The organism is Acinetobacter pengchengensis, assembly GCF_982235305.1.
This window is the reverse complement of sequence record NZ_CEVATJ010000001.1, coordinates 2,352,667-2,379,185: the sequence shown is the minus strand read 5'-3', so window position 1 is coordinate 2,379,185 and position 26,519 is coordinate 2,352,667. Positions and strand designations below refer to the sequence as shown.

The window sequence follows — 26,519 nt, the reverse complement described above, 5'->3', positions numbered from 1 at the left end:
CTAATATGAATCAATGAACCTAATTTAGACCTATACGGTAACTAGAATCATTCATGAAGGAGTTGGTTAATATTAATGATAATTATTCTTATTTACAACAGGAAATATACACAAAGTTGAAAATTTACAGAAAATAGCGTGCCGATTAAAAAAATTCAGTCAAGATCAGAACGTATTTTGTATATCCTTTAATGTTGTCATATAATGTGGCACTTTTTTATAAACTGTTATTACTAACTATATCGAGGAAGCCATGCAAGTAACTTCTGAAGCGGTTTCGGGCGTTGCCCGTCGTTTAAATGTATCTGTACCGACGAGCCGTATTAACGAGCAGTTTGAAGCTCGCTTGAAACGCACTGCCAAAACTGTGAAGATCAACGGCTTCCGTCCAGGTAAAGTGCCTCTAAACGTTGTTCGTCGTGAATACGGTGCGGGTATTTATCAAGAAGTGATCAACGACATTATTCGTGACACCGTGTTTGAAGCAATCCAGCAAGAAAAAATCAATGCTGTGGGTATGCCGAACATCGAAAAAACTGAAATGAAAGACGACGCTTTAGTGTACGAAGCGACTGTTGAAGTTTATCCTGAAGTTGAAGTGAAATTTGAAGGTTTAGAAGTTGAACGTAAGTCTTCAGAAGTGAACGACAAAGACGTTGAACAAATGCTTGAAAACCTTCAAAAGCAACGTGCTTCTTGGGTAGAAACCAAAGGCATGGCGAAACAAGACATGCAAGTAACTTTTGACTTTGAAGGCACTGTAGATGGCGAGAAGTTTGAAGGCGGTACTGCTGAAGACTTTAAACTGGTACTTGGTTCTGGTCGCATGATTCCTGGTTTTGAAGATGGTATCGTGGGCATGAAAAAAGGCGAAGAGAAAGTTATTGATGTAACTTTCCCTGAAGACTACCAGGCAGCGAACCTTGCAGGTAAAGCAGCACAATTCAAAATCACAGTGAAGCTTGTTGAAAAGCAAAAACTTCCAGAAATTGATGCAGAATTCCTACAAATCTTCGGTATTTCTGAAGAAGAAGGCGTAGACAAGTTAAAAGCCGACGTTCGTAAAAACATGGAACGTGAAGTGAAAAACGGTTTACGTAACCAAGTAAAAGGCGCAACTTTTGATGCACTTGTAGCTGCAAACGAAGTTGAACTTCCAGCAGCGATGATTGCTCAAGAAGTTGACCGTCAACGTCAGCAAATGATTCAGCAATTCACACAGCAGTTTGGTGCGCAAGGTGCAAAAGCATTTGATTCAAGCATGCTTCCAGATGAATTATTCAAAGAACAAGCTGAAAAATCTGTAAAACTTGGCGTATTGGTGAGCAAAGTATTAGAAAATGCTAAACTCGAAGTAGATCAAGCACGTGTAGATGCTTACATCGAAGACATGGCTTCTTCTTATGAAGATCCAAGCGAAGTGATTGAATACTTCAAAAACGACAAACAACAACGTTCACAAATTGAAGCTGTTGTTTTAGAAGACCAGGTTGTAGATCACATCTTAGCTTCTGCAAAAGTAACCGATACAACTGTAAGCTATGAAGATTTATTGAAAGAGCAGCAGGCTCGTCAACAAGGCTAATTGGCTTTGATACAAAAAGGCGCTTCGTGCGCCTTTTTTATTACATCGCGGTTTGCAGTTTTTTCAGAGAGTGATCGCATTTCACTCAAAATATCTACGATTTACACCGTGAATATTTTGCAATTTAGACAATTATCCCTCATATTGTGAACATGAGTCGTGTCACATAAATTTAGGAATAAATAACCATTATGTATGTTCCAACAATTGAAAATGCTTTAATTCCCATGGTGGTCGAACAATCCTCTCGTGGTGAGCGTTCTTTTGATATTTATTCACGTCTTTTACGTGAACGTGTCATTTTCTTGACGGGTGAAGTCGAAGATAATATGGCCAACTTAATTGTGGCGCAGATGTTGTTTTTAGAAGCTGAGAACCCTGATAAAGATATTCACCTTTACATTAACTCACCAGGTGGTTCAGTGACTGCAGGTATGGCAATTTACGATACCATGCAATTTATTAAACCAGATGTTGTGACTTACTGTATGGGACAAGCAGCATCTATGGGTGCATTCCTGCTTAATGCAGGCGCAAAAGGTAAGCGGTACTGTCTTGAAAATGCCCGCGTTATGATTCATCAGCCGCTGGGTGGTTTCCGTGGTCAGGCGTCAGATATTGAAATTCATGCGCGTGAAATTTTATTCATTAAAGAGCGTTTGAACCGTTTAATGGCAGAACATAGTGGTCAAGACTATGAAACTGTCGCAAGAGATACCGATCGTGACAACTTCATGACTGCTCAGGCAGCGAAGGAATACGGTCTTGTGGATGAAGTTTTAACAAAACGTCCATAAGTTTTAAAGATTGAAATATTGGAGTGACTATGTCCGAACATCCTCAGGGACAAAAACATTGTTCATTTTGCGGTAAAACGCAGTCTGAAGTCGGGAAGCTGATTGCAGGCGAGGACGCATACATCTGTAATGAATGTGTGGACGTATGCTTAGACTTGGTTCAGACCAGTCAACAAGTTGAGTCGGGTGATTGGGCAACACGTCCATTGCCAAAACCACATGAAATTCGTGCTGCGCTAGACCAGTATGTGATTGGTCAGGACACTGCGAAAAAAACCTTATCGGTTGCAGTGTATAACCATTACAAACGTCTGAAAGTGACCCAGCAAGGGCATAAGTCAGACGATACTGTCGAAATTTCAAAAAGTAACATCATGCTGGTAGGGCCAACAGGTTCGGGTAAAACCTTACTTGCACAGACTTTGGCGCGCCTGTTGGATGTTCCTTTTGCAATGGCAGACGCAACCACATTAACCGAAGCGGGTTATGTGGGTGAAGATGTCGAAAATATCGTACAAAAGCTGTTGCAAAAAGCCGATTACGATGTAGAAAAAGCACAAAAAGGTATTATCTACATTGATGAGATTGACAAGATCACGCGTAAGTCTGAAAACCCATCGATTACCCGTGATGTGTCTGGTGAAGGTGTTCAGCAAGCTTTACTCAAAATGATTGAAGGTACGGTGGCTTCTATTCCTCCTCAAGGTGGACGTAAGCATCCACAGCAAGAATTCATTCAAATTGACACTTCAAATATTTTGTTTATTTGTGGTGGTGCCTTTTCTGGTTTAGAGAAAATTGTACAGCAACGCCAAGAAAAAGGCGGTATTGGTTTTACCGCAGACGTGAAGAAAAAAGATGAAGGCAAGAAATTGTCTGATTTATTCCGTCAAGTAGAAGCAACCGACTTGGTGAAATTTGGCTTAATTCCAGAGTTCATTGGTCGTTTACCTGTGATTGCAACGCTAGACGAACTAGATGAAGATGCATTGATGCAAATTCTGACCGAGCCGAAAAATGCCTTAACCCGTCAGTATCAATACTTATTCGAGATGGAAAATGTCGATTTAGTCTTTGAAGATGCAGCGTTACGTGCAGTCGCGAAAAAAGCCCTTGAGCGTAATACGGGGGCGCGTGGTTTGCGTTCAATTCTGGAAAATGCCTTGCTCGAAACCATGTACGACTTACCAAGTCGTACCGATGTTGGCACGGTGGTGGTGACCAAAGCAGTGATTGAAGACGGTGCGAAGCCCGAATTTTTGCCTGAACGTCAGCCTCAAATAGAAGAGCCTGCAGCAGAAAAAATTGACTTAAAAGTGTTAGACAGCAAAACTGCTTAATACGCTATTCGTCTGAAACGTGCCGAAACGCTAGGTTTCGGCACGTTTTTTATTGTCAAAAAAATTAAGGCAGTGTTAATCTTAAGCCTAGGCGTGGATGCCTATTATTCAAAACAACAATTGCAAAATGAATTTGCAGCTTGATTTCAAAACTTGATTTACAAAAATAAGAAACGTAGCGAGGGATAGACATGCGTGGTGTCGCAATCTTGGTCGTGACCAGTTTAATGTTGCTGGGATGTCATGGCAAAAAAAACGTGGTGCAACAAACGCAACCACCCAGTACCTTAAAAGTTTTAAATTTAGAACAAAAACCGGGTTTTGTAGAACAGCACCGTTTGGGCATGATGACAATTGGTGGTTGGGTCAATCAAAAACTCGGGCAAAATTTTAAACCTGTTCAGGCACAACATGCTGATGCTGCCATCGTGTATTTATATCGCCCAGATTCCAAATGGAACAGACAGGAAATTGTCGCAGCTAGTATGTTTATCAACAAACATCGGATTCCAAGTTTATTACACAATCATTATTATTGGATTGAATTGGCACCAGGTGCGTATCGTCTGAGTGTGAGCCGTCCTTTGGGGGCATTACATTTCCAAAAACCGAAATATTTGGATTTTCAGGTGCAGGCAGGGCAGTCGTATTTTATTAAGTATGATGAAGAAAACCTAAGTACCCGCAAAGAAGTTTCAGGGCCATTAATGCTTATGCCTGCAAGTACGGCACAACAGGAAATTGCATTTACTCAACTAAAAACAGAAAGCTATAACTTTGTTGCGGAAGATCAAAACACAGGCAAGTTGCGTAAAAAGCCACAAAAAATCAAGCATGAAAAATATGACCCTGCGGAAGATGTGCACTTAACTCAACCCTTTAAATTGTGGGATCCGAGAACGTGGTAAGGGCTTGTATCTTTATCTCGCGCATCGCTTTCATTCATTTCTAACCCGCATAAAAAAGCACCCAAAATTTGGGTGCTTTTTGGTTTGGCTTATTGCTAAATTGGAATATTATTCTGCTGCTGCATCTACAACAGGAATTTTGCCAATTTTAGCTTGCCAGATTTTTGGTGCAATCGCGTGGATCGATGTGCCGTTGACATCAACTGCAACAGACACAGGCATATCTTCAACTTTGAACTTGTAGATTGCTTCCATACCTAAGTCTTCAAAAGCGACCACTTCTGCTTCACGTACAGCTTTAGATACAAGATAAGCTGCGCCACCTACTGCCATCAGGTAAGTTGCTTTATGGTCTTTGATGGCTTCAATTGCTGCAGGACCGCGATCTGCCTTACCAATCATACCGAATAAACCAGTATGTTCTAAGACTTGGCGAGTGAATTTATCCATACGAGTTGCCGTTGTTGGACCTGCAGGGCCAACGACCTCATCACCAACAGGGTCGACAGGGCCAACGTAGTAAATGAATTTGCCTTTTAAGTCGACTGGTAATTCTTCACCATTGTTGATCATGTCAACCATGCGTTTATGCGCAGCATCACGACCTGTGTAAATCGTACCGTTTAATAACAACGTATCGCCCGGCTGCCAAGAGTTCATTTCTTCTTGGGTAATGTTGTCTAAATCTACACGTTTAGATTTAGAAGAGTCCCAAGTTACTTCTGGGTAGTCTTCAAGTTTAGGCGCTTGAATATGCGCTACACCTGAACCATCTAACTGGAAGTGTGCGTGACGAGTTGCCGCACAGTTTGGAATCATGCCCACTGGTTTTCCTGCAGCGTGGCAAGGGTAGTCTTTGATTTTAATATCCAAAACTGTAGTTAAGCCGCCTAAACCTTGTGCACCAATACCAAGTGCGTTCACTTTCTCGAAGATCTCGATACGGAGTTCTTCCATTTTGTTTTGTGGGCCACGACGTAATAATTCGTCCATGTTGATTTCTTCCATGAGTGCTTCTTTGGCAAGCATCATGGCTTTTTCAGCAGTACCACCAATACCAATACCCAACATACCTGGCGGACACCAGCCTGCACCCATAGTCGGTACAGTTTTAAGTACCCAATCTACAATTGAGTCGGATGGGTTCAACATTGCTAATTTAGATTTGTTTTCTGAACCACCACCTTTAGCAGCAACAGTAATATCAACTTTGTTACCTGGAACGAGTTTGTAGTGAATCACTGCAGGGGTGTTGTCTTTGGTATTTTTACGACCAAATGCAGGATCAGCCAATACTGATGCACGAAGTACGTTTGAGTTTTCTAGATAACCTTGACGCACACCTTCGTTAATCGCATCATCCAAGCTCATCGTTAAATCAAATTTAACGTCTAAACCCACTTCAAGGAATACGTTTACGATACCAGTATCTTGACAGATTGGACGATGACCCTCTGCACACATACGTGAGTTAATTAAGATCTGTGCAATCGCATCTTTCGCTGCTTTGTTTTCTTCACGATCATAAGCACGGCTCATCGCTTGGATGAAGTCTTGTGGATGATAGTAGGAAATAAACTGAAGCGCGTCTTTGATCGAAGTGATCAAGTCATCTTGCTTGATAATAGTTGTCATATCAAAAATCTCTTGAGCGGGCGGATAGCTAGCGGGCTAAATTATAAGACAAAATGCAGCAATTGTGGGCACTTTGATCAAGCTTTGGGCGAAAGTTTAATAACAGTCGTCAGCTTGAGAGAGTCTGTGAAATATCCAAAAAATATGTCGCCAAAACGCGCCATCATTTTGCTGTTCTGGCTGCACAAATTCAGCTATGTTAAAAGACTTCTTTTCGATGATGTTTGGGATAAATATGAATGATTCCGACTATTTAGCTGCTCAGATTATCTCTATTTATCGACGGCATGCAAAAGCGTGGACAGACTTGCGCGGTCAGTTGTTATATGAAAAAGCTTGGCTGGATCGTTTTCTTGATTTTTTGCCTGCTCAGGCCAAAATTTTAGATTTAGGCTGTGGTTCGGGGCGTCCAATTGCAGCGTATCTACTACAACACGGGCATAGGCTTACAGGTGTGGATAGTTCAGACACCATGCTGGAAATGGCACGAGAACATTTTCCTACACAGTGTTGGATTGAAGCCGATATGCGCTCGGTGAACTTGAATCAGTGCTTTGATGGTATTTTGGCGTGGGATAGTTTTTTTCATTTAACGCCAAACGATCAGCGCTGCATGTTCGAGAAATTTGCGCAATGCTCTACCACCAATACGGTTCTCATGTTTAGCAGCGGACCTGCGGCAGGTGAGTCGATTGGGGATATGCTTGGTGAGGCACTTTATCATGCCAGTTTATCGCAGGATGAATACCGTCAATTGTTAGTACAACATGGGTTTAAGGTAGTGGATATGCAGGCTGAAGATCAGGACTGTGCCGGGCATACGGTGTGGTTGGCACAGAAGTTGTGATTTAGTCATGCTAAATAATAATGTGGAACAATGATTGAGAATTGAGCGTGTAACGTGAAAAATCATATAAAAAAGCCCATTCGAGGGTGAGTGGGTTGTAAAATAGGTTTTAATGTATTGATTTATAATGATAATTTTTATAATGTGTATTATGTTAATTTTAGGAATCTTAAATTACCTCGAATTCTGTTTTAGCAAATGATTCCATAATTTGAATAAGGGCTTTGAAATTATTACATTGAGAGCATGTGTACCAGATGGAGATAAAGATAATTTCTGAAAGGGAGTAAGTTTCCCTGTCAGGTTCTTGGATAGCGGGGACTATGTTTTATAAATTTCCAATAATTTGCTTCAAATTTAAGAAAAAAGTCATCAAGCACGCAGAATAATTCGGTATTATTAGACATGAGGGCTAGAGCTTAAGGTTTAACTTGGTAATTCAACTACTGGCTTTCATCCTCCTATTTATTAGGGCAATTTCTTATCTGCTATTCGAGTTAATTACGTGATTTAGATATATTTATTTAATTAAAACACAATAATTTAGGGAATGAAGATGGAGTATTATTTTTTTGCTTCTTTAAGTGTAATTGGATTGCTCAGTCTTAGTCCACTAGTTCAAGCAAACCCTACCCAAGGTTACTGCCAGACAGTTGATGACAGTGTATGCGGTTGGGGGATAGCAGTAGTTATCAGCCACAATATTGGTATGCTGGTGTTGCTTACGACCCGAAGAATGGCATATTTTCGATCTATACAGCCACATCGCGTGAACTGGCTATGCGCTCAGCAGCAAAAGAGTGCAAACAAATAAATGAGAATCAAAGAAGATGCTCCGAGCTTATTTCTAGTGTTTCTGGATACACAAAAGACAAAGAGCCTGGTACAGTGATTACCAAAGGACAACGTCCAGACGGTACATTCCAACTGAATCTTAGATACGGTTTAAATGGTCAGAAAACATTTTTCCCATCAAACTCTTATTCTGAAAAGAATGCCGAAGTGATTGGAATGGAGGATTGTGTGAACAAATATAAACTCAGCAATTGTGAGATTGTTTATAAAAATATACTACTTTTTAAAACATAACACATAAAAAACCACCCAATTTTTCAATCAGGTGGTTTGTAAAACTTAACTTTACGAATTATTGAGCTGCTTGTTGCTCTGCCTGAATCGCAGTCAATGCAATGGTAAACACAATGTCATCTACCAATGCACCGCGGGATAAGTCATTCACTGGCTTATTCAAGCCTTGTAGCATTGGACCAACACTCACCACATTGGCAGAACGCTGTACTGCCTTATACGTCGTATTACCTGTGTTTAAGTCAGGGAAGATGAATACATTGGCACGACCTGCAACTTGAGAGTTCGGTGCTTTAGAGCGACCAACACTTTCAACTGATGCCGCATCGTACTGTAATGGACCATCAATCAGTAAGTCAGGACGACGTTGTTTCGCAATTTCAGTTGCTTTCGCAACTTTTTCGACGTCAGCACCTGCACCTGAAGTACCCGTTGAGTAAGAAATCATGGCAATACGTGGGTCAATACCAAACGCTTTTGCAGAGTCTGCAGACTGAATCGCAATTTCAGCCAATTGTTCTGCATCTGGGTCTGGGTTAATCGCACAGTCACCGTACACATAGACTTCATCAGGTAACAGCATAAAGAATATTGAAGATACCAATGAATATTCAGGTGCAGTTTTAATGAGCTGGAACGCAGGGCGAACGGTATTCGCTGTCGTATGTACAGCACCAGACACCAAACCATCAACCTCATCAAGTGCCAACATCATCGTACCTAAGACGACAGTGTCTTGCAGCTGTTCACGTGCTTGATCTTCAGTGAGTTTGCCTTTACGCATTTCCACCATTTTTTCGACATAATTTTCACGAACCAAGTCAGGATCAATGATTTCTAAGTCGTGTGGAAGCTCTATACCACGTGCTTTGGCAACATCAACCACCGCTTCTGGTTTTGCCAATAATACGCAGTGGGCAATACCACGTGATTGACAAATCGCTGCAGCTTGAACGGTACGCGGCTCATCACCCTCTGGAAGCACGATACGTTTTTTAGCTGCGATTGATTTTTGCACCAATTCATGACGGAACGCAGAAGGCGATAACCGTGGTTTGTACGAATCGCTAATTAAATGAGACAACCACTCTTGATTGATGTGGCTAGCTACAAAACGGGTAACTTGTTCTGCTCGTTCAGTATCATCTACAGGAATTTCGTTGCTAAGGTTTAACAACTGTTGCGCTGTTTCAAATGTGCTCAACTTAGTATGTAAAATTGGCAAGCCATTTTTTATTGCCGCTTGGCAGAATTCTAAAGCTTGTGCGCTTGGCGCTTTTTGTTCAGTTAACACCAAACCTGCAAGTGGAATACCATTACTGCTGGCTAAGCTACTGGCAAGCAATACATCGACACGGTCAGAACCACTGATAATCAGTTCGCCTGCTACGAATTTATGCATTTCGTGTTCAATATTCGATGCAATTAAGCTGCTGTGTAATACACGACGCTGTGCTGCTTCACCTTGGTTAATCCATTCTGCTGAAATGTGCGCAGCCAAATCAGACATGCGTGGTACACTTAAAGTGTTGCTAAAAGGAACTAAGCCAATCACTGGCATGCAGTCTTTACCAATCATTGGATGTGTGGTTTGAATTTTGCTGACAAACTGGTTGGTGTCGCTAATTAAACGTAAACTTGGATCAAGCGTAACAGGAATTTGTGCAGAATCTTCTGGCAAACCTTTGGTACGCATGAACAATACGCCCGCAGTACGTTCACCAGACGCACCACCAAAGAAACGTAATTGATTGTCTACTTTTGACGCTGTTTTAACGGGGTTGTTGATGTCGGCATTGCTGACAATAATGACTTTCGCATCTAGTGCTTTGGCCAAATTTGCATTTAATTCAGTTGCAAATGGATCACGTCCGTTTGGTAAAACCCCTTCTACAATAATGATATCGTGATGTTTAGAAATTTCACGATGTAAACGGACTGCATCTTCAAGCAATTCGTCATTTTCATCATTTTTTAAACGCTCAGTCAGCGCAGCATAAGTAATTGGTTCAACCGTTTCATGCTTGAACAGATGACGATACAATGCCGTCGTGCGGTCTGCTTCAGGCTGTAATTCTTGTGAAAATGGTTTTAAGAAACCAGCTTTTATACCTTGGCATTCCAAAGCGTAAATTAAACCTAAACATGCTGATGTTAAACCAACACCAATTTCTGTAGGAACCAAAAGTATTGTTTTCATAATTTTTTCTAGATCGTAAAGGGACTGATTGAAAGTGGCTGAGCACTACGATTGCTTAAGCAATCGCAGCGTCACATTCAGACTTTTTTGCAGCTGACTTTAGCTCCTCTGCAACTTGCGCAGTTTCTTTCGCAATACGGCCTTCTTCGTCAGTTGGTACAACCCAAATTTGTGGGCCACCTGTGCCTGCATCAATACGACCTTCGGTACCGCGTTTTAAGCTGTCATTGCGTTCTTTACTGAAGTTAAAGCCGAAGTGTGGCAAGTAAGCGACCGTTTTTTCACGGATGTAAGCAGAGTTTTCGCCAATACCGCCTGTGAAGAATAAGCCATCTAAGCGTGGTAAACCACAGCTAAGTGCAGCTAAAGATTTAGCTAAACGGTAGCAGAATACTTCAATGGCAAGCGTTGCATCTTCGTTACCTTGTTCAGATGCTTCAATCAGGGTACGCATGTCATTCGATAGGCCTGACAAACCAAGTAAACCACTTTGACTGTTTAGCATTTTGTCAATTTTGTAAATATCCCAACCTAAGTTACTTGCAAGGAAGCTGTGTAAGCTTGGGTCTACATCACCACTACGCGTACCCATCACCAAACCTTCAAGTGGGGTTAAGCCCATAGACGTATCTACGCTTTCACCATTCCAAATTGCACAAGTCGAGCTACCATTGCCTAAGTGAGCAGTTAACCAGCCACCTTGTTTAAAGCTGCCAGCCAACTCTGAACCGCGCTCTGAAACGTATGCATGGCTTGTGCCGTGGAAGCCATAACGACGTACGTTGTGGTCGGTATATAGGAATTTAGGTACTGCATAACGGTAAGCATGTGCAGGCATCGTTTGGTGGAATGCAGTATCAAATACAGCCACTTGTGGAAGTTCAGGGAACAAACGCATTGTTGCTTGAATACCTACCAAGTGTGCAGGGTTGTGTAAAGGTGCAAGCGGAGTTGCTTCACGAATACGTTGTACGATTTCTTCGGTTAATAATTCTGCTTTGGTTAAAGTACCGCCGTGTACAACGCGGTGACCAATGGCTTGTGGCTTATATTGAGATAAGCGACCAAGAATAGTTTCCAATGCTTTTTCATGGTCAGCATGTGGAATAGAAAGTTCGAGCGGCTCACCACCTGCGGTAATGCCTTTAATGCGCGCATCAGCAGAACCTAGATTTTCTGCCAAACCAAAGATACGATCCCCAACGCTTTCAGATACAAGCGCATATTTGATAGAAGAAGATCCGCAGTTAATCACTAATACTGATGTAGTCACTTTTATGTACCCGAATTCTAATTGAAGTTATCCCTAGTCAATCAAGCTGCATTGCAATATATGGCAAATGGCAATCTATTGTGTTGCAATCTTGATCATTACGTATGTTTTATCATGGGTTTTTTATTGCTCCTAGATAGACTTTAGGAGATTAGACTTAAGCATTATCGACCATGAAATCAGAAATAATTAAAATTTATCAGTCCGAAACTTTCATTTTTCCATGAAATGATGGTCTAAAATTTCTGCTTAATTCCTGTTGTATTGTCTTAACATAGCACACTTCATTCTGCAGGCGAGTGGCAAACTGTTTTAAATTATTTCCTCAACTTTTGTCAGTTTATTTTGATTTGGCAGCGTATTTAATTTCTGACCAACGGACAATCACATAAGCAATCAGCGCCACCATAAAAAACACCAACATCATCCACGCCAAGCCTTGTAAGGTTTCAATAATCGTGCGGTAAATTTCCAGTACCCAGCGTTCTTGCGTCAGTTCAATCACAATTCTTTTGTCATTTTCGGCATAAGTAAGTGGCGTAATGTATTTTTCCATATCGTAAATACGAATGCCTGAAGATGTACCGACCACCATGCCTGCAAATTTAGTGTACTTTGCCCATGCTTCATGAATTGGGTCGTGAATGATGCGTGCCAAAATTGCATTGATGGAGTTAGAAAACAAACGCATGACAATGAATGACACCAGCAGAGCCAAAGCAAAGGTACTAATAATCAAATAATAAAACATAAGCATCGCCACTCTTTTTGATGATTTTTCTAATCGTGATGGTGTTTCTATTTTAGGTGAGCTGGGGGTAGAAATGTGTAGTCGAACTGTGTCTTAAAATAGTGTGTTCAAAAGAATTGAATAATGTTCAGCTTACTGTGAAACTGAACATTATGTTTGGCTATTACAAAATTACAGATTGATTTTATTGGCGGATTTGACCATCACCAAACACCACCCATTTTTGTGAGGTTAAACCTTCTAAACCGACAGGCCCACGGGTATGAATTTTATCGGTAGAGATCCCAATTTCAGCGCCTAAACCATATTCAAAACCATCGGCAAAGCGTGTAGAAGCGTTAATCATGACTGAACTTGAATCTACTGCAGCCAAGAATTGACGCGCTAAACTAAAGTTTTCAGTAATAATGGCATCGGTATGATGTGAGCCATATTTATTGATATGTTCAATCGCCTCATCTATGCCTGAAACCACTTTAACCGCCAAAATTGGACCTAGATATTCGGTGTACCAGTCTTCTTCTGTGGCAGTTTTGACAGTCGTGCCTAAAATCTTTTGAGTTGCAGGGCAGCCGCGTAATTCGACTTGTTTTTCTGCATACAGCTCGGCAATGCGTGGCAAGAATTGTGCAGCAACAGCTTCATCGACCAACAAAGTTTCCATCGCATTGCAGACACCATAACGGTGAGTTTTTGCATTCAAAGCAATAGGCAGGGCTTTTTGTAAATCGGCCTGTGCTTCCACAAATACGTGACAGTTACCATCCAAATGTTTAATCACTGGAATACGTGCTTCATTGCTGATCCGTTCAATCAGACTTTTACCGCCACGTGGCACAATCACATCTACATATTCAGACATGGTAATTAATTGCCCAACAGCAGCACGATCTGAAGTGTTAATCACTTGCACAGATGTTTCTGGCAAGCCCGAAGTTTTTAAACCGTGTTGAATTGCAGCAGCAATCGCTTGGTTCGATTTCAGAGCTTCAGAACCACCACGTAAAATAATCGCATTGCCTGACTTTAACGCCAAAGACGCCGCTTCTAGGGTCACGTTGGGACGTGATTCGTAAATCATGCCCACCACTCCTAGTGGCACCCGCATTTTACCCAATTGAATACCTGATGGACGGTAAGCCATATCAGTAATTTCTCCAATTGGATCCATGAGGCCAATCACATCTTTTAGACCTTGTAACATGCCTTTAAAACGTGCGGGGTTAAGTTCTAAGCGATCAAGCAGTGCGCTATCTAAGTTGTTGTTACGACCTTTGGTCATATCCATTTGGTTGGCAGCTAGAATAGCGGACTCGCTATTTTCCAACGCCGTATAAATAGCCGATAACGCATTGTTTTTAGATTGGGTAGAAGCGCTTGCTAAGACACGAGAGGCTTGGCGTGCTTGTTGTCCTACCGTTTGCATATATTGTTCAATAGACTCTTGCATAGCGGTTTGATCACTTAGAAATTTCAATTCGATATTAACAGTCTGTGCCTGCACAATGAAGCATCTCGGTAGAAAATCGACTAAATTGTTCAATCTTTAAATATTTTTCAATGCTTTCATCTTTAAAATAAATATTTTGAAATGCTTTATACTTTAAAAGTAGATGAGCGGTCATAGAAAATGTTGCGTATAAAATCAGCACCTGTATAGAATGATGCGATAACGACATTGATGTCATTTACAACAATAAGCAGGATGCCACTTTAATTCAGATAAGTGGGTAATCGTTCAATGACGAACACTTGCACAATAAAAATAAAATGCGCATGGGGGGTAAGGAATATGAATTCCATGATCCAGATGGACACGGATGTACAGGACGCAAGTTCGCATCTCTGTTTTTTTGATATTTATGATAAACACAGCTTTAAACAACCCGCTCGTACCACTTGGATCAATGGCTGGAAAGTGGAATACATGGCAATTGCTCAGCCAGAAACCGCACATCTAACCCCAATTGTGATTATTGGCGGTGCATTCCAAAACTTTAATTCATATAAATATTGTGTGGAACAGCTTTTTCGTGCAGGGCCAATTATTTTAATTGATATGCCATCTATGGGCGCCAATCAGCAAATGAGCAATGTGGAAACAGGTGAGTCGGCAGGAACGCTGGAACTGCACGATTTAGGTCAGATGTTGGGTAATTGGTTGGATATTGTCGGCTTAGATAAAGTGTCCGTCATGGGCATGTCATTGGGTTCGGTGGTGGCATCTTGTTTGGCAGATCAACGTCCTGAATTGATTGATCGCATGATTTTAATGGGGGTTATGCAAAAGACCCGTAAAAGTTGGCGCATGTTGCTTGAAGAATCGCTGCATTTAATGAAAGAGCAGCGCATGGATGAGTTTGGTCAGGCGGTGATTTTGTACTTGGTCAATCATGCCAAAATGGAACAAACTCGCATGTCTCCGACTGCTAAGCGTTTGTTTTACCGACAAATGGCCGACTTTACCGCCACAGAGCAAGATCGTTACGATGTGAACTGCAACCGTTTGCTGCGTTTAACCAATGTGCCAATTCCGCAATGTAAGGTTTTGGTGGCGTGTGGGCAATATGATAGTTTTACCCTACCGCATGAAAATGCCAATTTCGCTTTACAGTGCCCGAATATGGAATTTGCTATGATTGCCAATGCAGATCATGTGCCGCAACTACAGCGCCGTAAAGAAACCATGAATTTATTTGCGACCTTTTTAAGCCATGAATCTATTCAGGAATTAGATGGCATTATTCCTATGACACGTGCGCAGTTGTTGAAGATGGAACGTCGTGGTGAAGCGCGTATTCGGGTGCAAAATCCACAAAGTCATTTGCAATATCGTCATTCTGATTTGAAAATCGCTACAAACATCGTCGATTTAAACTTCTTTGGTGTGTTACTTAATTTTGAAAATGCAGCGTTGGTGGCGCAGGCAGCACAGTTTGAACGAGATATGGCCTTAGAATTACAGGATGAAGAAGGCAGTTTTGGTATTGAATGTTTAATTTTTGAAAGCCAAGGGCAACAATTACGTGCATTATTTAAGCATGGTAGTTTTGAAGTGGCAGAGCGTTTGTTACGTTATGTGGAACGTCAAAAAGCGGCTAAGCAAAATTTGGAATACGCCTGTTAGTAGTCGGTGCAATGATTGGCTGAGTTTGAAATTGTTCATACCAAATAAAAAAAAATAGCGTGTTAAACCACGCTATTTTTTTTGTAGGCATGAATCATCCAAACTAAATCGCCTAAATGTTCTGTCGTTGTTTTTTCTAAAGAGGTATTTGAAAAATACAGTTGTGGTTGTTCTAGCTGCACCTGTTCAAAACCTGCGCTTTGAAAAAATTGAGTTAATTCCTGCGGAGATTGAAAGTGGAAGGTGAAAGCACTGCGTGACATCAATTTCAATAATCGGCTGCAGTTCCAAATAAAGTTGGCGAGCTTATTCTTCACGGGTTCAGGGTAAATGTCGGTTAAATAATGCAGTTCTGGAAAGTTTTGAGTGTAGTTACACATGCCATTTAACAGCTTATGTAGCATGTCTTTGGTAAAATAGTTAATTAAACCCTCACTAATAAGCACCAAGGGCTGCGAGTGATCAAAATATTCAAAAACCTGTTGAAAGGAGTCACTAAAAATATCGGCGGTGAGCACTTCAGGTGCATCGTGGTCAATCTGTCGTAACGCTTGGGTTTTAATTTGCGCCATATCGGGCAAATCCAGTTCACGGTAATTTAGTTCAGGATATTTTTGTCGAAAATTCCAGCTGCGTGGTGACAGTCCAGATGCAATTTCGAGCACTTGTAGTTGTGGATGTTGCTGAATCAGTGTGGTTAAGTGTGCATCAATCATTTGATGACGTTGTTTGAGAGTGCTGCGCATACTGCCGCCTACATGCCGTTCTGCCCAGTTTTCTAAAGGATGTACCAATTTGGCTAAAAACTTGCCTTTACGGGTCGCAAATACAGGATGTGAAATCCCCATTTGATACCAGATATATCCCGTGTAGTGTGCGGTAAAAGAAATATGTCGATGTTTGGACAATGCAGTCGTGTCTGAGTGAGTTGGTTTATCATCCGAGTTATGCATTTCGGTGCTTTTTTCTGTTGCGATTTTGCTGTTCAGGAGTGTTTTTGTCATTTTCGTCTAGACCTTAATTGTTTGAATGGTGGTCGTTGTCTTTTTAGGCATGCTTTGATACTCAAGCTTCGGTGTCATGCATATACTCAAAATAGAATAAGTTCATCATAATCAAAAAGGAACACGCTGTCGTGTTCCTTTGTCGTATAAATGCTGTGAAAAAAGTGCAGGTGTATGGTTAGTTTGTGGCTGTCTCACGTTGCAGCGTTTTTAGTGCTACTTGAATAATTGGTCGGGTCGTGACTGGTTTGCGCTGCCAGTAGCGCGGCACTTTGTTCTTTAAATGCCAAGATACGATCACGGACGCTTCGCCATTCATCGCCTAAATCCAAAACATCAGTAATCTTAAACTCCGTACTGAGTTCGGGGATTTTACCGCGCATACGTTCTAAACGTGTCTGATTAGGCAAGGGTAAATCGGTAATCGCACTTAAAGCCAATCGTTGTGCTGCACGATTGTTGCAGACCAGTCCCATGTCACAACCTGCGACTAAAGCGGCATGAATACGCGCATCGGCATCACCTGCTACACAAGCGGCCTGCATGCTTAAATCATCTGAAAAAAGTACCCCATCATAGCCCAAGTCTTTGCGAAGCACTTGCTGTAACCAAAATTCAGAAAAACCTGCAGGGTTCGGATCGACCTGATCATAAATGACATGCGCAGGCATGAGAGCATCTAGTTGATTCTGCAGTTGCAGAAAGGTTTGCATATCCTGTTGCTGAATTTCGGCAAAAGAACGTGAATCTATCGCAGCAGCAACGTGAGAGTCGGCTTTAACTGAACCGTGTCCAGGAAAGTGTTTGCCTGTAGTTGCCATTCCCGCATGATGCATTCCACGTAAAAAGGCATCTGCCAAAGCAATAATATTGGCAGGACAAGCAGCAAAAGCGCGATCTCCAATTACATCACTGACGCCATTTAGATCTAAAACGGGCGCAAAACTAAAATCAATGCCTACTGCTAATACTTCGGTGGCCATCAACCAGCCACATTCTTCGACTAAATCTAAGGCACGTTCAGGTTCGCTTTGATATAACTCGCCAAATCTGCCCATAGCAGGCAATAAGGTAAAACCTTGTTTCAAGCGTTGTACGCGTCCGCCTTCCTGATCCACTGCAATTAAAATATCAGGGCGCACCTGACGCATGTGGTCGGTCAGATCGCGTACTTGCGCAGGAGATTGGATATTTCGGGCAAATAAAATCACGCCACCGACTTGCGGAGCGCTTAATAGTTCAATATCTTCTTGAGTAAGTTCTGTGCCAGCGATGTCGAGCATCAATGCGCCAATCATATTGGGTGTCCGTATTCGATTTTTATCAATAAAAAAACAATACCTGAATTCTGCAATGATTTGCTACATTTTGACAGCACAGATTATGATAAAACTACACGACAGACCTAAATTAAGTTGTATAAGATTTTGAATCTGCTCAATTCATTGTGAAAAGCAGAGATTGGTCAAAAACCAAGGACGTAAATATTTTTATGAAACTTCAAACCATCGCTTGTGCGGTTGCGATAGCAACTGGCGGTTTTTTCTTTTCTCACGCCATTAACGAGGCAATTGCAGCCAATAATACCGCTGTCGTTGCTAACAGTATTGTGCCGACGCAGGAGCAAGCATTGGTTTCGCGTCAATTGGCGACCTTGGTCGATCGTCAGCATTATTTAAATCAGCGTTTAGATGCCGCGACGTCGCAGCGCATTTTTGATTTTTATATCGACAGTCTAGACCCAGACCATACTTTGTTTTTGGCTAAAGAAGTTGAGCAATACCGCAAACAATATGCCCCAACTTTTGGTGCGTCCTTAAAGGCAGGGAATTTGGCTGGGCCGTATCAAATTCATGCACAGTATCGTGAGCGTTTAAAACAGTTTTATCATTTCATGTTGGCAGAGCTGAAAAAACCACAAAATTTAAAACAGCCAAATGTCAGTATTGAAACAGATCGTGAAAAAGCACCGTTCTTTAAAACAGAAGCAGAAATGCGTGCACACTGGCAAAAAATGCTAGTGTCACAGCTCATTAACCTGACCATTAGCAAAGAAGAAGAATTAGCAAAACAAAAAGCCATTAAAGACAATCCCGAATTGACCAATGGGCAAGATTTGGCTAGCCCTGAAGATTTGACTCCAGTGCAAACGTTAACCAAACGTTATACCCGTCAGTTAGAGCGTATGAATCGTTTAAAGAGTGATGATGTACTGGACAAAACTTTAAATGCGATGATGCTGACTTATGATCCGCATAGTAACTTCTTTCCGCCGGTTGATGCGATGGAGCTAAACCGTCAAACGACTTTACAGCTGGAAGGGATTGGGGTGTCGATTCGTCCTGAACGGGGCAATGAAGATTACACCAAAATTGAAACCATTGTTGAGGGTGGCCCTGCCAGCAAAACAGGGCAGGTGAAATCGGGTGACCGCATTATTGGTGTGGCACAAGATGGCGAAAAAATGGTGGATGTTGTGGGTTGGCCGAGCAATGAAATTGTTGGGCTGATTCGCGGTAAACGCGGCACCAAAGTCACTGTACGATTGTTGGGTGCAGGTGCGGCCATGAATCAGGCGCGTAATGTCACCATTATACGTGATGTGATTCAAGAAGAAGATGCGGGAGTTCGTTCGCGGACCATTGACATCAAACGTGATGGTCAAACCTATACCTATGGTGTGATTGAAATTCCATCGTTTTATTTGAATTATCGTGCGCGTCGGGCAGGTAATGAGTATCGCTCGGTGTCGGAAGATACCAACAATGCCCTGAAAAGTTTGGCGGCCAAAAATGTCGCAGGGATTATTGTCGATTTACGTAACAATCCTGGCGGTTCACTCGAAGAAGTGGCGCGTATGCTCGGGCAAGTGATTAAGTCTGGTCCTGTGGTGCAAATCCGTGATGGCAATGGCAATGTGAGTGTGTTTGAAGATGACGATGGCGGTGCACAGACTTATGCAGGCCCATTGGCGGTGATGATTAACTTAGCTTCAGCCTCTGCTAGTGAAATTTATTCTGCAGCAATTCAGGATTATCAACGCGGGATTGTGATTGGTAGTACCACCACAGGTAAAGGCACAGCGCAGGTACAACTTGACTCCTTGGCCTATGGTCAGGCGACCTTAACTCAACGTAAGTTCTACCGTATTACGGGCGGCAGTACTCAAAACAAAGGTGTGATTCCAGACATTAAACTGGTTGATATTTACAATGATGAGTTTGGTGAGCGTAAAGCTAAAAATGCCTTGAAATGGGATACCATTCCAACTGCGCCATTTAAGCGTGAGGGCTCAGTGCAGCCATATATCACCAAATTAAGTCAATTATCACAGCAACGTGTTACGCTTGATCCACAATTTCAATATTTAGAACAACGTAAGCAAATTGCCAAAAAAGCTGAAGATCGCAAAAGCATTGTTTTAGATATTGAACAACGCAGAGCCGAGTTAATGGCACTAGAGCAGCAAACTTTGACTGCTGAAAACAAACGCCGTCAGGAAACAGGTTTGAAACCATTTGCCAATTGGGAAAGCTATCAGGCATCCATTGATGCTTTGGCAGAAACGCGTGCCAAAATGAAGGCAGCACAACGCCCTGCTTTGCCTGAGGAGGAAGCTTTTGTGATTGAAGCAGCACAGGTTTTGCAAGACTATGCCATGTTACAAAAAAGTGTTTCTGAGCCGAATCAACCTTAAAACAATCTTAGAACCTTAATCAAATAGAGCCAGCAACTAAAAGTTGCTGGTTTTTTTTCTAAAGCGAAAAGTAAAGTGACAAGATGTGTGTATAGCTTTGAGTTAGACAGCTGTACGCAGTTTAAAATTGCCATTCTTTCGTGATGAGATATTAATATTTGACTATTGACCAAGGCGGAATTGTATTAGATTCTAAAGGCAATGCAGTCTTTGTTGGATCAATCTGTCGTTCAGGTTGCTTTTTAGTTATTGTTTATAAGAGAGTGTGAGATTGAGTAACCGAAAAGCAATAAAATATAACAGGTATGGATACATCTAATTATGCATGTACATTATGATTTGAGCTTGTTAATTGGCTCGGTGGCAATCTCAGTATTGGCCTGCTATTTTGCAGTGTCTGTTGAGCAAATGCTGTTTCAAAATGTACAACAACAACTCAAAAAAATTGCATTAATCATGAGTGGTTTGCTGCTGGGTGCGGCAGTGTGGAGTATGCACTTTGTGGGCATATTGGCATGCCAATTACCTGCACCGTATCAATTTGATCTTAGCTTTACGACCCTGTCTTTTATTATTGCATTTATCGCCTCTACGTTTGCGGTTTGGCTGACTGCGCGATCGACTTTGCCTATAGCACGTTTAATCCTCAGCGGCATTTTGATGGGGTTGGGCATTTCAGGCATGCATTATACGGGCATGATGGGAATTCAGGTAGAAGGTTACCGTAGTTATTATGATCCTACGATTGTTTTACTGTCTGTATTGGTGGCGATTGGTGGGGCAATATTTACCTTTTGGTTTATGTTCCGTTCGAATTACAGCTTGCGGCGTCAGGCACAATATAAAATTTTCATTGCGGTGCTCATGAGTCTGAGCATTGTTGCCATGCATTATATTGGCATGGAAGCATTGCATTTTTACTCCACAGCCGAGTTGCCTCAATCAAGGCATTTCCAGATGGGGCAAGGGTCAGCCTTGTTGGTGGTCATTTTAGTGACCAGTCTTATTTTTGCTGCTGCGGTGGGCGTATCTTTATTGGAACTGCGCTTAGAAGAAAAAAGCAGACAATTGTCTTTGGCCAATCGAGAATTAGCCAATCAGGCAGTCAAAGATAACCTGACCAAATTGCCTAACCGTTCATATTTGGCCGAATATGCACAATTGCTTTTTTCTGAACATCGGCAAAAAAACACTAAAATTGCGTTTTTGTATATTGACTTAGACCGCTTTAAGGCGGTGAATGACGTATTTGGGCATCATGTTGGCGATCAATTACTGATTCAGCTGTCGAAACGTGTGCAATCCCACTTGGGTGAAAATACCCAGTTATTAAGAATTGGTGGTGATGAATTTCTTTTGGTGATAGAACATACCGATATTGCCGAAGCCACTGCCATTTCTGAAAAAATATTGGAACTGATTCAGCAAGGTTTTTTAATTGCGGGCAAGGTCATTCATATTTCAGGCAGTATTGGCATTGCCATGTATCCAGAGCATGGTACCAATTTGCAAGATATTTTAATGAATGCCGATGCCGCTATGCTGACCTCTAAATATCAGGGGCGTAACACCAGTTCAGTCTTTAATTATGATCTGGAGTTACTTGAGGCTAGAAGCCAAAGTAAGTTGATTAATGATTTATATAAAGCAGTTGAACAACAACAATTTAAGCTGTTCTATCAGCCAAAGTTTAAAGCCGCTGACCATAAAATTTGTGGTGTAGAAGCTTTAATTCGTTGGTATCACCCTGTGCATGGTTTACTTACCCCAAATATGTTTATTAAAGGGGCTGAAAAAACGGGTTTGATTATTCAAATTGGCTATTGGGCGCTAGAAGAAGCCTTTAAACAAATTCAAATTTGGGAAAGGTTGGGCGCACCGTTATTTCCTGTGGCTGTGAATTTATCGGCAGTGCAGTTTGAACATAAGCACCTGTTTTCTACTTTAGAAAACTTATTTAAACGCTATGAGATTCAACCTAAACACTTGATGATTGAAGTGACTGAAAGTACAGCAATGCATCATATTGAATCGAGTATTCGTAGTTTTGAACGTTTGCGTCAAATGGGGATTCAATTGGCGATTGATGATTTTGGTACAGGACATTCGAGTTTCTTGTATTTGAAGAAATTGCCCGTCGATGAGTTGAAAATTGACCGTGCTTTTATTTTAGACTTACGTTTGGACAGCAAAGAAGAATTAATTTTAGAAAGTATTATTCAGTTGGCGATTAAACTAGGTTTGACGGTGACTGCTGAAGGAGTGGAAACGCCGTTACAAGCTGAAATTTTAACCCGTTTAGGCTGTCAGCAATTGCAGGGCTATTTATTGGGCTTACCTATGGATGTTGAGCATTTAGAAGAGTTGTTTAAACATTCGACTTAAGTTAGCGATCATGCTACCGCTCAAGCTAGCGGCCAATTTCAGCGATGAAACAAGGAGACTATACTTTCGCTGAGTTGATGCAATTGGTCGGATTGACTCATCGAGCAACGTTCCAAAAGAATTATCTGAATCCTGCCATAGAATTAGGTTAGATTGAACGTACGATTCCAGAAAAACTGAAAAGCCCAAAGCAAAAGTATAGATTGAAAAAGTAACTATATTTTCATTTGTGAATAAATCAAGACCTATCAACGAACATTAAAATCCTTTTCAAATCTGCTACAATATCGCCAATTTTTCATATTGATCATTTTGATCTTATACACTGCAGTTCTGCAGTAGGTGTCTTGCATGAGTTTTAAAGATGAGTTAGCGGCGCAGGTCGCACAGCGACGCACTTTCGCGATTATTTCCCACCCAAATAACACACTATAATTCAACTCATTTCAACCCATTCCAAAAACCTTCTCGAAGAATTAAATAACTATATAATTTACAATATCTTGTTATTATTTATATCGACTACCCATTGCATGTTATTTCAAGTTGATCTAAGTTTATTCACAAATTGTGTGTACATGATTGTGTACATAAGTGTGTTTATTTTTTTTGAATTAAATATTTGTACACAGGGGTATCATGGCACTTACAGATACATGGCTTAAAAAGAATTTAGGTAAGGAAAGAGAAGCACAACATGTAGAATCTGATCGAGATGGGTTAAGTGTACGTGTCTCACCTAAAGGTAAAATTACGTTCCAGATGCGTTATAGATATCAAGGTGTTCAAGCACGTCTTGATTTAGGTTCTTATCCACATCTTACTTTGCAGGAAGCACGGCTTGAATTACAAAAAATGAAAGGAGTGTTGGAGTCTGGGCAAGACCCGAGGGTTCATAAAAGAATAGAACTTCATAAAGTGGCTAATGCATTAACTTTTGAAGGCCTTTATCTAGAATGGCATGAAAAATATTGCCTTGCTAATAAGAAAAATGCACAACAGCAATTAAGATCTTTTGAATTGTATGTATTTCCAAAATACGGTTCATTGCCTGTTGATCAAATTACTTTGCACATGTGGTTGGATTTGTTTGAAGCACATTTTCAGAAATCAGCATCAATCACAGATCGTTTACTTACCAATACAAAACAATGTTTAGATTGGGGGGTGAATCGCAAGTTGGTTGAGACTAATCCAATACGCCATATTTCTGGAAAGCGCGATCTCAATATCAAAAAAAATAAAGTGGACAGAATTCTGGATGATGAAGAGTTGGCCTTGATTTGGAGGATTTGTGATGAATCTAGAATGGCTTTAAAGAATGCTTTATTTATAAAGATATGTCTTTTTTATGCTAATAGATACAGTGAACTAAGAATGGCAAAAAAGTCTGATTTTGATTTAGAGCGAAAAATTTGGACTGTACCACCCGAAAATCATAAAACAGGTCAATATACTAAACGCCCTCTAATTAGACCAATTTTGCCAGAGATCGAACCCTTTATTCGGCAAGCAATGGAGCTTAATAATTCTGTATATATGTTTGTTAATAGTGGTACAAAAGAAATGTTTGGTCAAAATGGCCCGGGAAAGCTTCCTTATAATGTAATGCAATATGCTAGACGGCACTATCAGGTAGACATGAGGCATTGGTCAATGCATGATTTGAGGCGAACTGCTCGTACCCATTTTAGTAGATTTACATCACGTGATATTGCTGAGCTAATGATTGGTCATACGATGATAGGTGAGCAAGGGACTTATGATTATTATGATTATCAGAAAGAAATGGCCATAGCCTATCAACAATGGTGGCATAAACTAGAAAGCCTAACTAAATAGTTAGGCTTTCATTATTTCTAAAATATTTAGCTTCCCAAATTTTGATTTGTTCTTCATCCCAAAGACTAGCAGAACCTGTAGACATTTTTATGGGAGGTGGAAACGGTTCCTTAAATACTCTTTGGGTGGGTTGCTGCCAACGCCATAAAGTGACTGGAGACTTGATCATAAATCTTTGGCGTACTTGCTTGGATGTTAAGTATTTCATCATTCGTCACAATCAAGAGTTATTTCTGTAAGCATGTTATACATCTGTATAGAGATAATGCTGAAATTCTGTAGGAAGAAAAAAGGAATTCCTTTTTTCGATTTTTCAATAAGTTGCTCCTTTTTTAAATATGGATAGTAGCCTAAAACGATCAATAAGAAGTCAACTGTCATAGACCAATATTGCATATATAAGTCATCAAGAGTATTTATTTGGAATGCAACCATTTTACCTATTTGGCTCCCTGTTGATTTGATGTCTTAAGTTTAGGTACGTCAAAAATAAAGAGTAATAGGTCTAGGAAATTAAAAAATTAAATATTAAGATTCTGTTATTTTTTCATTGAATTTTAGAATAATGAAGAAGGTAAAAATTGAAGATTTTCAAATATTAAGTGATGAGTTGTATTTTCAGGTCATCAATGCTCTCAAACTTGAAAATTTTATAAAGGCTGCTAAAAAATCAAATAAAGCTGAAAATGAAGCAGATATCCAACGCCTGAGTTTGTCCGCTTTGGAAAAAAAGCAGCTATTAAAAGAGCTAGAAAATTTAGGTGATAAAAGTTTTAATGAGCTTTTATGGCAAGATAGTCCATGGGATGGTGATGACTTCCTGATGAACTTCAATCCAAAATTTACCGCAAGAAAGACTCTGCACTTAATTGAAAGCATCAATAAGCTGGTAGGTGATTACAACAATTTATCTGCTTCTATTCAACGAGATGAATATAAATCTTGCCTCGAAGCTTTGATTGACATGATAACACCAAGGCAAAGTGTGCTTTATGGTTCGCTTTACACTGTCGAGTTAAGAAAAAAAATACAAGGCTATATTGCTGTTAATAAACGGCATGGGGTTAAGCATAAAATTTTTTTTGATACTTTACTTGCGTATGCAGATAAGCATGGCAAATGGAGCAGTCCTAGTACTGCTGTTAGAGATGTTTATACTGAAGTTGTTGAAAAATTTGAGGAAATGGATAAACAGTATATAGAAGAGCAATTAAAAAAGCTTGAAATGAAAAAGCAAGAAATTTTTAAGGAAAAAGAAGAGGTTGAAGTACTTATAGATAATATTGAGGCAAGAAAACTAAAAAACAGAGAAGGTAGCAGTGATGGTGAGCATTTAAACTCTGCTAGGCAAAAACAAATAAAATTAGTAGCAGAATTGCAGGTTTTAGAATCTCAGATCTTGAGGTATTCCGATGCTAAAAAATATGGTTATCCGTTTGAAAGTTTGGGGCGAGAAATCTTATTTAATAATGATATTCAATCGTCATTAATCGACTGTTTAAGAAATAGCACTGAAATCATGAACCAGGTGATTGTGAGCCAAAAAATAGGGGCTGAGAAGTGGTGATTTAGTTGTCAGTATCATTATGTTTTTGTGATCTGGTGATACCAAGCAGGTCATAGCATCGTTGAATGAACTTGTAATTTGGGTAAGGCTTGCTGGTTAAATGACCACACATAATTTTAGATCACTCTTCAGTACCGTACTGAATGAATCAAATTTATTCAATCCTGATGCTATTAAGCGCCAGCATGCTCATGTGTCACAGAATAGAATTCGTTCCGCTTATAACCGAGCACAGTATTGGGAGGAGCGAGTAAGGTTGATGGAATGGTACGGGGAGATAATAAAAGGATGGATGTTAAAATCAGCTGATTTTTGACTTTGCTAGATTAACTGATTGCTTAGAAAAATGTTGCTCTGAAATACCTTAAATTGAGATTAGCTAATCACTTAAAGACGCGCATATGCGCGTTTTTTTTGTCCGTGATTTTTTCAAGTTTAGGTCAATCAGGAAGGGGTTTGATCGAGTCTGAAA

At 40.6% G+C, this 26,519-nt stretch carries 18 protein-coding genes and 4 pseudogenes; 14 read left to right on the top strand and 8 right to left on the bottom strand.

Annotation, left to right across the window (positions count from 1 at the left end; translation table 11 throughout):
- Positions 1 to 253: 253 nt before the first annotated feature.
- From tig to AC0T5Z_RS11425, 4 genes are all read left to right on the top strand, one after another.
- Positions 254 to 1,585, top strand: a complete 1,332-nt coding sequence (gene tig, locus AC0T5Z_RS11440; protein ID WP_435336891.1) for a trigger factor — start codon at positions 254 to 256, stop codon at positions 1,583 to 1,585.
- A 191-nt stretch (positions 1,586 to 1,776) separates the two neighbouring features.
- Positions 1,777 to 2,382, top strand: coding sequence for an ATP-dependent Clp endopeptidase proteolytic subunit ClpP (gene clpP, locus AC0T5Z_RS11435; RefSeq protein ID WP_019836825.1), 606 nt, complete (start codon positions 1,777 to 1,779; stop codon positions 2,380 to 2,382).
- A 29-nt stretch (positions 2,383 to 2,411) separates the two neighbouring features.
- Positions 2,412 to 3,722 carry an ATP-dependent protease ATP-binding subunit ClpX gene (clpX, locus tag AC0T5Z_RS11430; RefSeq protein WP_291334306.1) on the top strand — a complete coding sequence of 437 codons (1,311 nt, stop codon included), beginning with the start codon at positions 2,412 to 2,414 and terminating at the stop codon, positions 3,720 to 3,722.
- A 191-nt stretch (positions 3,723 to 3,913) separates the two neighbouring features.
- Positions 3,914 to 4,630, top strand: a complete 717-nt coding sequence (locus AC0T5Z_RS11425) for a DUF2846 domain-containing protein (RefSeq protein ID WP_291334307.1) — start codon at positions 3,914 to 3,916, stop codon at positions 4,628 to 4,630.
- A 108-nt stretch (positions 4,631 to 4,738) separates the two neighbouring features.
- Here AC0T5Z_RS11425 and AC0T5Z_RS11420 read toward each other — a convergent pair whose 3' ends face one another.
- Positions 4,739 to 6,265 (bottom strand): fumarate hydratase, encoded by a 1,527-nt coding sequence (locus AC0T5Z_RS11420; protein WP_004974861.1) that lies wholly within the window; start codon positions 6,263 to 6,265, stop codon positions 4,739 to 4,741.
- A gap of 235 nt (positions 6,266 to 6,500) precedes the next feature.
- Between AC0T5Z_RS11420 and AC0T5Z_RS11415 the strand changes: the two genes are divergently transcribed.
- The gene (locus AC0T5Z_RS11415) at positions 6,501 to 7,112 is read left to right on the top strand and encodes a class I SAM-dependent DNA methyltransferase (RefSeq protein WP_435336890.1); all 612 of its coding nucleotides are present in this window, start codon (positions 6,501 to 6,503) and stop codon (positions 7,110 to 7,112) included.
- A 220-nt stretch (positions 7,113 to 7,332) separates the two neighbouring features.
- On the opposite strand, the pseudogene AC0T5Z_RS11410 reads toward AC0T5Z_RS11415, so the two are convergent.
- Positions 7,333 to 7,519: pseudogene (locus tag AC0T5Z_RS11410) on the bottom strand (IS982 family transposase); the annotation flags it as partial.
- 373 nt (positions 7,520 to 7,892) lie between these two features.
- On the opposite strand from AC0T5Z_RS11410, the gene AC0T5Z_RS11405 reads away from it, so the two are divergent.
- Positions 7,893 to 8,201, top strand: a complete 309-nt coding sequence (locus AC0T5Z_RS11405) for a hypothetical protein (protein ID WP_291334310.1) — start codon at positions 7,893 to 7,895, stop codon at positions 8,199 to 8,201.
- 58 nt (positions 8,202 to 8,259) lie between these two features.
- Here the strand turns inward: AC0T5Z_RS11405 and pta are convergent, their stop codons facing one another.
- The 4 genes from pta to AC0T5Z_RS11385 form a co-directional block, all read right to left on the bottom strand.
- Positions 8,260 to 10,401, bottom strand: a complete 2,142-nt coding sequence (gene pta / locus AC0T5Z_RS11400; protein ID WP_291334311.1) for a phosphate acetyltransferase — start codon at positions 10,399 to 10,401, stop codon at positions 8,260 to 8,262.
- Positions 10,402 to 10,456: 55 nt separating this feature from the next.
- Positions 10,457 to 11,674 (bottom strand): acetate/propionate family kinase, encoded by a 1,218-nt coding sequence (locus tag AC0T5Z_RS11395; RefSeq protein WP_435336889.1) that lies wholly within the window; start codon positions 11,672 to 11,674, stop codon positions 10,457 to 10,459.
- Between the two features lie 340 nt (positions 11,675 to 12,014).
- A complete protein-coding gene (locus AC0T5Z_RS11390) occupies positions 12,015 to 12,425 on the bottom strand; it encodes a hypothetical protein (RefSeq protein WP_019836819.1) in 411 nt (136 codons plus the stop codon).
- A 184-nt stretch (positions 12,426 to 12,609) separates the two neighbouring features.
- Positions 12,610 to 13,875, bottom strand: coding sequence for a glutamate-5-semialdehyde dehydrogenase (locus tag AC0T5Z_RS11385; RefSeq protein ID WP_291334313.1), 1,266 nt, complete (start codon positions 13,873 to 13,875; stop codon positions 12,610 to 12,612).
- 342 nt (positions 13,876 to 14,217) lie between these two features.
- On the opposite strand from AC0T5Z_RS11385, the gene AC0T5Z_RS11380 reads away from it, so the two are divergent.
- Positions 14,218 to 15,552: an alpha/beta fold hydrolase gene (locus AC0T5Z_RS11380; RefSeq protein WP_435336888.1), complete on the top strand. Its 1,335-nt coding sequence runs from the start codon at positions 14,218 to 14,220 to the stop codon at positions 15,550 to 15,552.
- Positions 15,553 to 15,614: 62 nt separating this feature from the next.
- Here AC0T5Z_RS11380 and AC0T5Z_RS11375 read toward each other — a convergent pair whose 3' ends face one another.
- Positions 15,615 to 16,505, bottom strand: coding sequence for a class I SAM-dependent methyltransferase (locus tag AC0T5Z_RS11375; RefSeq protein ID WP_435336899.1), 891 nt, complete (start codon positions 16,503 to 16,505; stop codon positions 15,615 to 15,617).
- Positions 16,506 to 16,750: 245 nt separating this feature from the next.
- On the bottom strand, positions 16,751 to 17,854 hold the full coding sequence (gene nagZ / locus AC0T5Z_RS11370; protein WP_291334315.1) for a beta-N-acetylhexosaminidase: 1,104 nt from the start codon (positions 17,852 to 17,854) through the stop codon (positions 16,751 to 16,753).
- A 194-nt stretch (positions 17,855 to 18,048) separates the two neighbouring features.
- Between nagZ and AC0T5Z_RS11365 the strand changes: the two genes are divergently transcribed.
- The 7 genes and pseudogenes from AC0T5Z_RS11365 to AC0T5Z_RS11335 all read left to right on the top strand — a co-directional run.
- The gene (locus tag AC0T5Z_RS11365) at positions 18,049 to 20,253 is read left to right on the top strand and encodes a carboxy terminal-processing peptidase (RefSeq protein ID WP_435336887.1); all 2,205 of its coding nucleotides are present in this window, start codon (positions 18,049 to 18,051) and stop codon (positions 20,251 to 20,253) included.
- Positions 20,254 to 20,571: 318 nt separating this feature from the next.
- Positions 20,572 to 22,638 carry a putative bifunctional diguanylate cyclase/phosphodiesterase gene (locus AC0T5Z_RS11360; RefSeq protein ID WP_435336898.1) on the top strand — a complete coding sequence of 689 codons (2,067 nt, stop codon included), beginning with the start codon at positions 20,572 to 20,574 and terminating at the stop codon, positions 22,636 to 22,638.
- Positions 22,639 to 22,667: 29 nt separating this feature from the next.
- Positions 22,668 to 22,853 (top strand): annotated as a pseudogene (locus tag AC0T5Z_RS11355) (Fic family protein); the annotation flags it as partial.
- A gap of 136 nt (positions 22,854 to 22,989) precedes the next feature.
- Positions 22,990 to 23,061 (top strand): annotated as a pseudogene (locus tag AC0T5Z_RS11350) (hypothetical protein); the annotation flags it as partial.
- A 216-nt stretch (positions 23,062 to 23,277) separates the two neighbouring features.
- Positions 23,278 to 24,480: a tyrosine-type recombinase/integrase gene (locus AC0T5Z_RS11345; RefSeq protein WP_435336886.1), complete on the top strand. Its 1,203-nt coding sequence runs from the start codon at positions 23,278 to 23,280 to the stop codon at positions 24,478 to 24,480.
- A gap of 565 nt (positions 24,481 to 25,045) precedes the next feature.
- Positions 25,046 to 26,047, top strand: coding sequence for a hypothetical protein (locus tag AC0T5Z_RS11340; protein WP_435336885.1), 1,002 nt, complete (start codon positions 25,046 to 25,048; stop codon positions 26,045 to 26,047).
- A gap of 100 nt (positions 26,048 to 26,147) precedes the next feature.
- A pseudogene (locus AC0T5Z_RS11335) lies at positions 26,148 to 26,363 on the top strand (tyrosine-type recombinase/integrase); the annotation flags it as partial.
- Positions 26,364 to 26,519: the final 156 nt, after the last annotated feature.